This is a genomic window from Pseudomonas sp. KH_021 (assembly GCF_057838865.1).
This window is the reverse complement of the sequence record NZ_JBYQOU010000002.1, coordinates 45,915-58,336: the sequence shown is the minus strand read 5'-3', so window position 1 is coordinate 58,336 and position 12,422 is coordinate 45,915. Positions and strand designations below refer to the sequence as shown.

The following is a 12,422-nucleotide window of genomic DNA, read 5'->3' as shown; positions in this document are numbered from 1 at the left end:
GCTCGATCAATTTGGACTGGCTCTCCACCACGAGAGGACGCACAAGCACCATCTGAGCACGCGTAAGAAATAAGGCGGTCAGACCTGACCCGTCCCCTGTCGTAGGGGCGGGTACCGGTGGATGTGCGCTAGCCTTTGCAACAACCCGACGCGGCACGAGGTGCGACCTCAGAAATTGCTACTCCAGCGCCGCAACAAGACGTCTGACTTGCCGAAGCCTTCAAACGATCATCGACTTCATCGAAATCCGAGTTGCAAATGCCAGTCTCCGGGAGGACCAGCTCAACCCTTTTGGCCGCATCCCAATCGCCCGCCAATGCCGCGACAACAGACCGTACCTGCTCATACCCCGTCATCAACAAGAACGTAGGTGCCCGGCCATAGCTCTTCATCCCCACAATGAACAAACCTTCCTCAGGATGGGCCAGCTCTACCGCGCCATGGGGTCTGACCGTACCGCAGCTGTGTTCGTTGGGATCAATCATAGGAGCGAGTAACACTGCGCTTTGAGTTGCGGGATCAATTGCGATACGCAACTCGGCGAGCAGGCTCATGTCAGGTCGGAATCCAGTCGCCACAATGATTTGGTCCACAGGTGGAAGTATCTGGTCTCCCGCCTTCACAACCAACCCTTGGCCATTGCCTACAACCTGATCGATAGCGACGTTTTTGAACAGCTCGATCACGCCGTCATTCAGCAATTGGCTAATCTTCAGGCCGAGCTTTCCGCGCTCTTCCAATTGATCATTCGCACCACCACCCAGAATGCGCTCAAGAGAATTACCCCGGATCGCCCAGAGCACTTTGGTTTGCGGTGCCTCCTGAATCAGACGCACCAGATCCTGTAGGGCGTTAAACGCGGAGTGACCACCACCCACCACCAGCACTCTTTTGTTGGCATAGCGATTCCGCGCACGACCCAGCACCTCCGGAATGCAGTACGCAATGTGCGCTGCATGCTCGATCTCGCCCAATGCAGGGATGCCATGGGCGCCCATCCAGTTCGGTGTCAGGTAGGTGCCCGAGGCATCAATGACAGCACTCGCCAGCACATCTCGCTCACCCGATGGCCCTGTGACACGCAGTAAAAAAGGAGCTGCCGATCTGCCCTGGGTCTTCATCACATCCTGACCGACGCGCGTGACGGCCAGAACACGGGTATTAAGCTGCAAGTGACGCTTGATCGGTTCGAGGTCCGCGAGAGGTCGAACAAACCGGTCCAGCAGTTCACGCCCCGTTGGATACTCGTTCTCCGGTGGTGGAGTCCAACCATCGGCCAGCAGAAGTTTGGCCGCCTCCTTGTCAACATTGAACGGCCACGGAGAGAACATCTTCACATGCGCCCATTCTTCAATGCTGGCCCCAGCTACCGGACCGGCTTCCAGTATCAGCGGAGTGATACCTCTGGCCAGGAGGTGAGCTGCGGCGACGAGGCCCACTGGGCCCGCACCGATGATGGCGACGGGAAGGTGAGTGTTATCCATGATCGACTCCTTCAGGTTGGCTGATTGTTCGGGAACAGACGCTCGACAATCGCGCAGTCGAGCCAGCGTCCTTCTAGGCAGGCGTGTTTTTCATACACCCCCACTTGGCGGAAACCGCAGGCTTCGCACAATGCGAGGCTGGCGTGATTGAAGGTAAAAATGCGTGAAAGGACTTTCCAGAATCCCCGAACTTCGGCTTCTTTCAGCAGTGACTGAAGTAACTGTTTGCCGAGTCCCTGACCGCGAACGCTGCGGTCCAGGTAAATGGAAAAATCCGCAATACCGTCGTAACAGGCACGGGCACGATAACGACTGAGTCCAGCCCATCCAACAACCTGATCGGCCTCATCGACCATGACCAACACTGGATAACGTTCCATTGAGTTGATGCGATCAAGCATGTCTGCCGAGCTTCGAGGAGTCGTTTCAAACGTAGAGCTACGTTCCTCGATCCCCTGGTTGTAGATGGCCGCTATTGAAACAGTGTCTTTGGGTTCAGCTAAACGAACTCGCATTGTTGGAGCCCCATTACGTTGGTAGTAACAACATTACCGGCAAAAAAAGGGAAGTTAATTCCTTTCAATCCCTGCTCTTCACGGCTGGGCAGCACTCACTCAGGAGCCCGCAGCGAATCTCCGTGGCCCGCGTAATCTGTCTGAGCAAACTGAGCGCTCCCTGCCTGGCTTCAGCCGAGAGGTTTTCGATCATCGCTCGCTCTTCGGCAATCAAGTCGGCCCTGATTTTTTCGTATAGCTCACGCCCAGCTTCCGTTGCCTGGATTCGCACTGCACGCCGATCTTCATCATCCTCAACGCGGGACACATACCCTTTACGTTCCAGGGTATCGATCACTCGACTCGCCGTGCTTTTGTCCAAGAACATTTCTTCTGCCAAAACCTGAAGACGCAGTGCGCCCCTTTTGACCAACGTCTCGACGGCATAGCATTGGGTTACAGATACGTCGTAACAGCAAATCCGATCACGATCACGGAACTGATGGACGCGAACGAGCTGGTTCAACGCTTCATACAAGTCCTCGGAATCCTGAGTGAGCTGATCGTTTTTTCGCTTCGTCATAATCGTCACAAATTAGTTGTTAGTTGCAACTGTATTCCTGAGATCACGAAATCGTCAACACCGATCGTCTCGGTTGACGATAGCCAAAGGAAGGCGCTAGCTTGTTGTCACTGACAACAAAAAATGGACGAACCGGTTGTGACACTTCCAGAGCAGATTCATCCTCCGATCAATCGCTCCAAGCTCGTATGGGCCATGGGTTTCACCCAGATTCTTGCCTGGGGTTCGACCTATTACTTGCCCGCAGTACTTGCGTCTCCGATAGCCAAAGAGACGGGGTGGTCCATCACCAGTGTGGTGGGCGGCCTGTCCTGGGGGCTGCTGGTAGCGGGAGCGTCCTCGCCGGCAGTTGGTCGTCAGATTGATCGCCGTGGTGGACGTTCTGTCCTAGCCGCCAGTTCACTGCTGCTGGCTCTCGGCATGCTACTGATGGGACTCGCGAGCAACATTGCCACCTACTTTGTCGCCTGGACCCTGATCGGCGTTGCCATGGCGGCAGGCTTGTACGACGCAGCCTTCTCAACCCTGGGACGACTTTTCGGGGAGGAGGCTCGAACGTCAATCACCGGGCTGACCTTGTTGGGTGGCTTCGCCAGCACCATAGGTTGGCCGGTGATAGCGGGACTGGAGAGTTGGATCGGCTGGAGAAACGCCTGCTTTACCATCGCCGCAGCTCATCTGCTAATCGGATTGCCCATTCATGCGCTGTTGATTCCTGGAAGCACAAAGCAACCGCCCCATCCCGTAACAGTAGAATCACCCAATGCATCCGAGCTTCGCCCTATGGCTACCAACCAGCTGTTCTTGTTGATTGCCGCCATGCTGACGGTTCTGGCGTTGGTCGTATCAGGTATCTCAGTACACCTGCTCAACGTCCTCAAGCAATTGGGAATCGCGACTGCCGTTGCCTTGGCCATCGGCATGGTGATTGGTCCTTCGCAAGTCCTGGCACGGGTGGCGGAGTTTTCCATAGGTAGGAACCTCCATCCAACCTGGTCCGCACGAGCCGGTGTGTTGCTTTGTTTGATCGGGCTTGGACTGCTGATCTCAGGCCTGCCTTGGCTGGCCTTCGTGGCGATAGCACTTTACGGAGCCGGTAACGGCATCCTCACCATCGCTCGCGGTACTCTTCCATTGGCGCTGTTCGGGCCTCAAGGGTATGGCGCACGAATGGGACTGCTCGCAAGGCCCGTCCTTGTCGCCCAAGCCTGTGGCCCTATCGCCGCCGCTTACGTTCTGGACAGCTTCGGAGCATCGGTACTGCTTAGCGTGATGTGCGGGTTTCTGTTGCTGTGCTTCATCGCCACTTGGCGTCTGCCAATTACGCAAAAAGGTAGGTAATTATGATGTTCCGGTAGACGCAGTGTTGAGCAGAAAAAAGTCGATACCCAGCATCAAGCGAACACTGGATACGATGCATTGTGAATGAAGCGCATCAAGCTAGGGATGATGTGAGAAGCATCTGGTCCAACGCCTCTAAGGGTTGCCGAAGCAAAGTTGCGCTGCTTCGGTAATCCCACAAAATACAAACCCTGCACGTGCTCCGCCTTCCCGTTGCGTTGGGTCAGGCTTTCATTGCCCGCCACGTGCAGACCTGCCAAAAAACCAAGGTTCGGACGAAACCCGGTCGCGAAAACCAAACTGTCCACGTCAGTGTGCTGCCCATCAGCCCAGATCACGCCCGTTGACGTTACCTCCGTGAACATCGGCTTGCGCTCAAAAAGTCCCTGCTTCATGGCTCGACGATAGGTGCCATCATCCAGTACAGGAGTACTTTGATCATTCAGCCAACGAGTCTTCTCCATCCCTGTCCACTTGAGCCAAGCATGAAAATCCACACCGAGGATCTTTTGCGGAAAAAACCGAATCGATTCCCTTGTCGCCAATACGACGCTGCTGACTTGAGCCAACTCATGGGCAATTTGTACAGCTGAGTTGGCAGCACCTATGACCACTACTCGTTGATCACTGAAGCCGTCGACATTTCGGTAATCAGCACTGTGTAAACGTTGCCCGCGAAAACTCCCCAGCCCCTGAATGTCAGGGATGAACGGCTGATTGAATCCGCCAGTGCAAACGATCAATGCTTTTGAGCAGAAACGCTGACCATCAGATGCCTGAAGCAAAAAGAGTCCATCCTCCCTACTCACTCTCTGGACTCGTATGTTCTGCCGAATGGGTAGCTGGAAAGCGTCCGCGTACTGCTCCAAATAACGTACGACTTCATCGCGTAGCGGATAGTGCTTAGCTTCAACTGGGAAGGGCATCCCAGGCAAAGACGAGTAAGCAGCAGGAGAAAATAATCTCAGACTGTCGTAGTAATTGCGCCAGTTCCCACCTGGCTTGCTCTCGGCATCGAGTATGAGAAAACTGAGATTCTGCTGCCGCAGATGCCAACCGCACGCGAGCCCAGCTTGGCCTGCACCAATAACGATGACATCCGTGGGCCCATTAATTATGTTCATTTATGCGCACTCATGCATATATTGAAATGATAAAAAAACTACTCAGATACACCAGGGCAGCAAAACGGAGCCAGACTCTTCATGTGCTGAAGCATGGCTTCGAGCCGTGTCACTACTGCCGGCCCATCCACCTCGTAGAACATCTGCCTGCTGACCTTGGTAGCGCGGACGATGCCCGCCTCTAATAGCACTTGCAGATGACGGGACACCACTGAACGCTCTTGAGGTAGCCCTTCGGCAATCTCACCGATATCTGCTCGCCCCAGTTGCATGACTCGCTTGAGCACAGCTACCCGCGACGGCTCGCACAGAGCTTTAAAGAAGGCTCCATCGAGAGAGTCGATGGCAGCATCAATTGCACGGGAACGTGTAGAGGTTCGGTTTGTCATGCGGATGACTATATGTGCATTTCCATGCACACGTCAATTGTCCGAATGAACGTCAACAACAGATATCAATAGCGCCTGATCAATGCCTGCAAGCTCCAGAATGATGAATTCTACAATCAGTTTGGGGTCGATTTCTGCCTTCCACGACAGGCAGTAAACGGCCAGAAGCAGTCAGTCAGCGTCCACAAAATTGGGCCAATCAAAAATAGGCGGACACCATCGCCCTTAATTTGGGAGTTCGGTAGGCGTGTTTGCCGTTCGCTTACAGCAATGTGCCCGGACGAGGCGTACTTCCGATGGCGAAACTCAGGCGGGATGCTACTCGGCTGCGTCGTAGTCAAAGGCACATGAGAACAGTACCTCTGTAGCCGCATAGTGCCCATAGCGGCCTTGTGGGCGCCCGCTCTCAGAAATCAGATGTAGATTCTTGCGGGCACGGGAACCTACGACATAGAGGAGCTTGTTCGCGGCATCCAAGCTTTCGGCCTCAGTGAAATGAGGCACCATCCCCTGAAGAAGGCCGAACGCGATGACCACATCGTACTCGGCACCTTTTACACCGTGGATCGTCGAAACGGTGATACCAGTCCGCTCGCGAAATACCTTCCTGAAGAAAGAGATGTCGTTGATGTACGGGGCTCCGTCCTTTTGGAGCCTGTCGATCCGAGATTGTGAGCTGCGAAAGAACGCATCGCGATGCTCCACCAATGCGGGGAAACTATTCAGGGCTACACCGAGTCGTTCAAGCAGCACGGTGAAGGCTTGGTCAAGGTAGGCAATCCCATCCGTCTCGGAGATTGAAATTGAGTTGCATTCTCTCAATAGGAGCCGCTGCGTCAGACGCGATGTATCAACGCCAAGATCACCCAGGTCGCTGATCACATCCCTTGCCCATCGCATGCGACGAACAAGCATCTTCGGCGATGACTCAGTCAGGATTATTTTCGAAACTTTGAACCAGAAATTGTCTATATCGTTGCTAAAGGGGACTAGACCCGGGCCGTCAAATTGTTGATCCGGAAGCATCCTTACTAATTGACGCGTCGTCGATGCCAATAAAATCCACCATGGGGCGAGCACGCAGATCTCCTCAGGAGGATGCCCTGCAGCAAGGCTTGCCTGGATCAGTCGTACTAGCTCGTCATGCAAATTGGTGAGTGTTACGTGCTGGTTGTACGAAACTTTGCTCGGAAACGACGCATTCGATCCTGCGCTCTCGATTGATGTCGGATAAACGTTGAAATTCGAGAATTGGGAAATGATCCTCTTGCTCGAACGGTAATTTCGGGTAAGTGCCATTTCTCTTATCGGGATGCCAGCTTGGGCACGAAAATCAGCCACCGGAATTGCGTAGCCACCGAGCGAGCCGTAGATAGCTTGGTTCGGATCGCCGACGATGAAGGTCTTCGTTCGCCCTGCTCCGGCACGCAAAATAGCGGTAAGAAGGCCATACTGAATTTGCTTCGTATCCTGATACTCGTCTACCAGGACATATGAGAAGACCGAAGCGAGAATCGATGCAATATGCTTTTGATCACGCATTAGTATCTGCGCATACCAAAGGATCAGCTCGAAATCGATCTGACGCGCTTCTGCGAGTTCGCGAAAATACTCTCCAAGAATTTTATGGAGCGTCTCATGCTTCCAAACATCTTTGCAGCCTAGGTGATAGCCCGTTTCGCTGAAGTAGTAATCGCAATCCCAGTGAGTGATCTTTGCGTAGGGCGCGCATAGCCGATCGAGCATGAGTTCGCGGTCGTGCTTGTCTAGGACTCGATAACCGCGGGAAAGCTCTGGAAGGTAGATGCCATATGGCTTAATAATCCACTCGAGGCAAAATGAGTGGATGGTCCCGATCCACAGCTTTGACGTATCAACACCGAGATCTTCTATGCGTTCCTGGATTTCATCTGCTGCGCGGTGCGTATAAGTAATCGCCACGACAATCCGCTTGTCCATGCCCCGCGAAAGCTCATAAGCAATCTTATAGGTCAACGTCCGTGTCTTTCCGCTACCGGGGCATGCGATGAGGAATACGCTCGAAGGTTCCTCCACTGCGGCTGACTGCTCGGCGTTCAACTCACGGGGATCCCAAGCGAACATCAGGCAATGCCCGCCATGAACGAGCCAATGGCGTCGTTCGGCAACGCCAGGGCTACCGCAGCTTTGAGTCCCACCAGATCGATATCCCCTCGTTGATAGCGGTCAAGCTCAACCCCAAACAGCGCTAGTCGTGGCTGAGTTGAAGGATCGACTTCGATTTGGCGGGCAACGCGATACTGTAGAATCCTGGCGAGCAGCGGGGGCGATATGTGCCCATGCGCAAAGTGGATGGCCTGCAGGATGTAGGGAGGGACCGCTACCTGATGATCCAGTTCTTCGGCGAGCATGATCGCAAACCAGCCTTTCCCCGCATACTCAGCCATTAGTAACGCCCGAAAGCTTACGAGATGGGGTTGGACTGATCGTAGGTCGTTCACTGCTTCGGTGATAGTCTGCGGCGCTTTATAGACACTGCTCACAGTTTGGACAAACGCCTCCCGGTTGCCCGCTAACACGAGTTCAACTTCAAAAGTGCGTGGTGCATAGAAGACGGAGAGCCAAGGATTTCCGGCAATAAAGGCGTCGAGATCGACCTTACGTTCGCCGCCAGCCTTTTGCGAACCTATTGCCTTGCGCTTCCTATTGGCAAGAGCTTCAGAGTCCGTGGGCTGCGGCGCTACATCGAAGAAGGTAGTGTCAAGGTCAGTGACTATCGCGCAGCGCTTGCGGATTCGGAGGTCGTTAAAAAGGACGGCAACGTTTTTGAATCCCGTGCTGCGTATGTTAATGACGCTAATACCCAGCTCATCAACGCTCAGCCCTAGCGCCTTCTTTACCAAGATGGGGATCAGTATCTCCTCTGCATCGCCTTCAACGAGCACCACACTTTTAGCAAAGAGCAAATTGCTACGCACAGCGTCCAGGTATCGCTGGATACTTCTCACCTCGGATGGCTCAAGCCCCGTCGCGGGCTGATAGGCCTCGCAATATGGGCCTTGCCTTCCAATAATGTTGACGTTGCTCACATTGCTCACTTCAGAGATGTGGGTCGAATGTGTCGTGTAGATGACCTGGGCGTCACTGTAGGAAATACGTTCGAACAAGGTCTTCTGGATATGGGTGTGGATGTGCGCTTCGGGCTCCTCGATCAGCAGAAAATTGGCAATGGCAAGCTTCTCGCGCTGATACTTGAACTCTAGAAGCTTCAGAGTCAGATAAATGAGGTTTGCTCCGCCCAAGCTCAGCTCATGGATCCCCCCCTCATACCCGTCATCGGCCTCGCCTACAAAGAGGCGCAGCGACTGAAATAATTTTTCCGCTTCGTCTGGTAGGTCAGATTTAATCGAAAGCGAAGCAGGCGAGTAGGTTTCTCCCGCCGCATCCTTGATCGTTTCCCGAATGTGGTTACGAACCGACTGCACGTCTTCGAGGCCTTCAATAGAGGCATTCAGGTCCCTGACCATCTCGGTTATGGGGAGCATCGACACTGGATCGATCTCGCCACTCTTGCTCTTGAGAAGCGCAAACAACGGGTTCGTTCGGTTGTTGTGAAACTCGGCCACGACATCCCGGAGGGCCTGGATGAAGGTCAGTGACACTTCTTTCGTAACCGAGAGAAATCCGGGGACTTTAGCCCCGATCTCAGGAAATTCAGTCTCGGCACTGAAAATACACGTATCGAAATCGCCCACGATCGATTGGTAGACGGAAGGGTCGCTGAAATCGGCGCTGCTTCTTCCTGTGAACACAGTTTCGTAGTCGTCAATCGTGATGGTATTGCGTATTTTCTTAAGCTCCTCATCATCAAAAACGTCGAGAGCAGCCAGCTTGAGCCGAATCTCCTTTTTCGGACGGAAGATGAGGTTATAGGTGGCCTTCGCCAGCGGTCCGCCTTCGAGCGCAGCCGTGCCATGAAGGAATAGCGCCTGCACGGCTTCGTCGGCGCTGATATCTTCGAACTCAACACTGATGATGATCCAGTGGCCTCGCCATTCGCCGAGCGATCGGCAGAAGTCCGATTCCTCCAGTCGATAGGCGGCACGCACCATGGTGTCATCCAGTAGTAGACGGATTGCGCGTAGGATATTGGACTTACCTGAGCCATTCTCGCCGATGATGGTGTTGACGCCCCGCTGAAACTTCAGCGTTGTATTGCTGAAGTTTCGGTAGTTGACCAAAGTCATTTTGGAAATGTGCATAATTCTCCAGAGCGCCAACGCTCATGAACAGCCTTGTCCGTTTGTGAGCGATGGTAGCGTGAGGGTGCATGATATTCCCACAGAAGCCGCTTGCAGGCGCCCAGCAGTAGGCGCGGCGATTGCGCTGCTCCGCAATAGCTTTATCACATGATCGCAAGCATTGGGGCGCAGACCAAAACGTGCTCCAGCGTGACGTCATCGTATTCGTCAGGGCTGACGGACATGAAGATTTCCACCGACTCGCCTAGCCCTGCGAGTGTTTTTCTATTTTCTGAAGAAATTTCCTCGCCCCACGGGAGAAGCTTAATCAGGGCCTCATGGATAACATTGGGCGGCCATAAAGCCAGAACGCTGACTACTGCAACTCGCACATTTATATACGCACTGATGTCATCTGCTGAACACTCCAACGCTCTGTTCAGTTCCATGGTCAGGTCATTCTGGCTAGGCACCATATAGGTCCTTTGATTCGGTGATGGGACTTGCGAAAAGAAAACTGATGATGCTCGAAAAAGCCCGGAAGGCCAGGCTAATCTTGAGTTCCTCCAGACTGCGGATCAAGAATGTCGAGTAGCATCTTGTCGTGCGATGCGCGTGTTGCCGTGTAGAACATGCACCGATCTAGAAGGATCCTTTTCATGCTTCGGGCGGAGGCAAGTTGCCTGGGCTCTACAGAGATTGTCGCGGTACTGCCACTCCGGGTATCGGTCACCTTCAGGTGGTAGCACCCAATCAAGCCGTCCTCTCGCGTGGTGTGGCCTAGGCATTTGAAGGTGAGAGAGGTTTCTGACACGTTGGTCTCCAATGGCCTAGGCATCCCACATACCTGAAGACCCATTCTAGACCTTATAGAATGGGGGCTTTGTGTATATGGCTAGGGTAGTAGCGGGTACATAGGGCCTCAGTTGACCGTCATAGACTAACCTCCACCTCTGACGAACGCTCAAATGAGGGGTTGCCATGAGATTGCAATGATGCAGATTGGCAGTCACTCAATCGTTCCACGCGTAAAAAATACGTGAAAAATAGTTAGATTAGGTAAGTGACTGACTTATGGAAGATAAAACACATGTAACTGTTAGCAAGGCTCCAGAACTTATGGCCCATACGACTCGACCCTACAGCCCCTGCACGATTTCAAAGGCTGGAACAGCGCCTCGACCGGCTACGAATCCTTTAACTATCAGGAAGAATTCGACGCCGCGCTTAAGAATTTGCATCAACACGCGATACCAATGGACGAAGCGCCGGATCAGCTCCCGCAACCGTTTCGACCAGTCAACCTAATAGCTTGTCTGTACGTTCCTGTTTAACCCCCCTCTCCTCTTACTAGAGACCAATGTAATGAAGCTCAACCCCCTTGTTGCCTTTCCAATCGCTGCAGGAGTTATCGGTGTCGTCATCCTCTGGAACTCGTTCCACCATAAGGTGAGTGATCTGGCCGTTGTGGATGCGCAACCGAGCGGAAAATACTTTCTGTTGCTGAAGGAAACCGGCCCAGGTCAACACGACTCAGCAATCGTTTTGAAGGAAGCGGAAGGGAAACAAGCCGTCATTTCTGGCGTGGCAAAAGGCGACATTAACAGCCCCGTGTTGAACCAACGGTTGATCACCTTCACACCTTCGGACAAATCGTGCTTTGGCACGACGGTTTTGCTGCAGCAATCCTCTAATGAAGTTCTCGTTTTTGAAATGAGCGCCACCGATCCGGGATGTACCTTAGGCCAAGCGATCAGCAACGGCACTGTGCTCAAAAAGCTGTGATAACGACCTTCATGGTCTGATCTGTACTGCTGCTACCGAGGCCGCACCCTACAATTACCGTCCAGATATGACTGGTATACCGGTAATGACTGAATTCTTCGGTGAACGTCAGCAAAATTATCGGTACGAAAAACGAACGCAAAAAAAATAGGGGCCGTGTAAAAACGGCCCCTATTCGTTCTTCACAGCATGATCCCTGGTACCCGCTGAACCATCTTACCGACGGGTTGGGAAACGCGTTTTTCTTCGAGTGGCGCTATCCAGTTACAGACCGAATTCTCGCCAATCATTTGGCAGTTCGGTGCAATTCGAGGCAACGGAAGCTGCACATAAGCCTGATCGGGACTCGTGGAACGGTCGGGATGCCCTGAGCAACCCAACAGAACTACAGAAACCAGATAGAGGCCGATGTCACGTGCGCTGATTGCAAAGTTCATGTTTGTGTCTCCAAGCAAAGGAGGCACGACTACCCCGACGGGGCAATTGCGCCCCGTATGGGTAAGGATTGGTGGGTGTTTGTTTTGAGTGGTCACCAGTCACTATCAAACGATCAGTCTCAAGACTGAACGCAAGAATCTGCTTTCGTCGGCGTCCGCGCCGCGGAAGAAGACTCAGACCTAAGAGTACCAAAAAAAATAAACGTCGCCTCTATCGCAGCGGAACAGACCCCTGTTCTGGGGGTTGCGTTTTTTGGCACCACGGCATCATTGGTTTCAACAAACAGGACGAACTTTACGTTCGAATCCTCCAACCAATCCAGACGTCCAGAAGGCGGTCCCTGCCATAAGTGGGATAGAGCCTGCAGAAGGTGCTCTCGGCGCTGTACACCGGCAAAACAACTGCAGTTAGTGATGGTCCGCCGACTCTGTGTCACTGAGATTGGGAGCATTCCTTTTCCGGAACGAGCAAGTCACCTCCAGCGGGTTTTTCGGCTTACCCCGATCGACCCGTCCCAATGCTACTTGTAGCAATGGCCCACACCCGGGAAGACCAGGCACAACC

11 protein-coding genes are annotated in these 12,422 nt (G+C 53.4%); 2 read left to right on the top strand and 9 right to left on the bottom strand.

Features of this window, described 5'->3' with window-relative positions:
* Positions 1–128: 128 nt before the first annotated feature.
* From AC3IX4_RS29090 to AC3IX4_RS29080, 3 genes are all read right to left on the bottom strand, one after another.
* Positions 129–1,484 (bottom strand): NAD(P)-binding domain-containing protein, encoded by a 1,356-nt coding sequence (locus tag AC3IX4_RS29090; protein WP_489261567.1) that lies wholly within the window; start codon positions 1,482–1,484, stop codon positions 129–131.
* Between the two features lie 11 nt (positions 1,485–1,495).
* The gene (locus tag AC3IX4_RS29085; protein ID WP_489261566.1) at positions 1,496–1,999 is read right to left on the bottom strand and encodes an arsinothricin resistance N-acetyltransferase ArsN1 family A; all 504 of its coding nucleotides are present in this window, start codon (positions 1,997–1,999) and stop codon (positions 1,496–1,498) included.
* 64 nt (positions 2,000–2,063) lie between these two features.
* Positions 2,064–2,561, bottom strand: coding sequence for a MarR family winged helix-turn-helix transcriptional regulator (locus AC3IX4_RS29080; RefSeq protein ID WP_489261565.1), 498 nt, complete (start codon positions 2,559–2,561; stop codon positions 2,064–2,066).
* A gap of 123 nt (positions 2,562–2,684) precedes the next feature.
* On the opposite strand from AC3IX4_RS29080, the gene AC3IX4_RS29075 reads away from it, so the two are divergent.
* The gene (locus AC3IX4_RS29075; protein ID WP_489261564.1) at positions 2,685–3,902 is read left to right on the top strand and encodes an MFS transporter; all 1,218 of its coding nucleotides are present in this window, start codon (positions 2,685–2,687) and stop codon (positions 3,900–3,902) included.
* Positions 3,903–3,955: 53 nt separating this feature from the next.
* Here the strand turns inward: AC3IX4_RS29075 and AC3IX4_RS29070 are convergent, their stop codons facing one another.
* The 5 genes from AC3IX4_RS29070 to AC3IX4_RS29050 all read right to left on the bottom strand — a co-directional run bounded on the left by AC3IX4_RS29070 (position 3,956) and on the right by AC3IX4_RS29050 (position 10,084).
* Positions 3,956–5,026, bottom strand: a complete 1,071-nt coding sequence (locus AC3IX4_RS29070) for a flavin-containing monooxygenase (RefSeq protein WP_489261563.1) — start codon at positions 5,024–5,026, stop codon at positions 3,956–3,958.
* 38 nt (positions 5,027–5,064) lie between these two features.
* Positions 5,065–5,415 carry an ArsR/SmtB family transcription factor gene (locus tag AC3IX4_RS29065; protein WP_460163331.1) on the bottom strand — a complete coding sequence of 117 codons (351 nt, stop codon included), beginning with the start codon at positions 5,413–5,415 and terminating at the stop codon, positions 5,065–5,067.
* A gap of 318 nt (positions 5,416–5,733) precedes the next feature.
* Positions 5,734–7,518, bottom strand: coding sequence for a UvrD-helicase domain-containing protein (locus tag AC3IX4_RS29060; RefSeq protein WP_489261562.1), 1,785 nt, complete (start codon positions 7,516–7,518; stop codon positions 5,734–5,736).
* Positions 7,518–9,656, bottom strand: coding sequence for an ATP-dependent nuclease (locus tag AC3IX4_RS29055; RefSeq protein WP_489261561.1), 2,139 nt, complete (start codon positions 9,654–9,656; stop codon positions 7,518–7,520). Before AC3IX4_RS29055 ends, AC3IX4_RS29060 begins: the two co-directional genes overlap by 1 nt.
* A 143-nt stretch (positions 9,657–9,799) precedes the next feature.
* A complete protein-coding gene (locus AC3IX4_RS29050; protein ID WP_489261560.1) occupies positions 9,800–10,084 on the bottom strand; it encodes a hypothetical protein in 285 nt (94 codons plus the stop codon).
* A 916-nt stretch (positions 10,085–11,000) separates the two neighbouring features.
* Here AC3IX4_RS29050 and AC3IX4_RS29045 point away from each other — a divergent pair.
* Positions 11,001–11,420 carry a hypothetical protein gene (locus tag AC3IX4_RS29045; RefSeq protein WP_489261559.1) on the top strand — a complete coding sequence of 140 codons (420 nt, stop codon included), beginning with the start codon at positions 11,001–11,003 and terminating at the stop codon, positions 11,418–11,420.
* Between the two features lie 182 nt (positions 11,421–11,602).
* Here the strand turns inward: AC3IX4_RS29045 and AC3IX4_RS29040 are convergent, their stop codons facing one another.
* On the bottom strand, positions 11,603–11,857 hold the full coding sequence (locus AC3IX4_RS29040) for a hypothetical protein (protein WP_489261558.1): 255 nt from the start codon (positions 11,855–11,857) through the stop codon (positions 11,603–11,605).
* Positions 11,858–12,422: the final 565 nt, after the last annotated feature.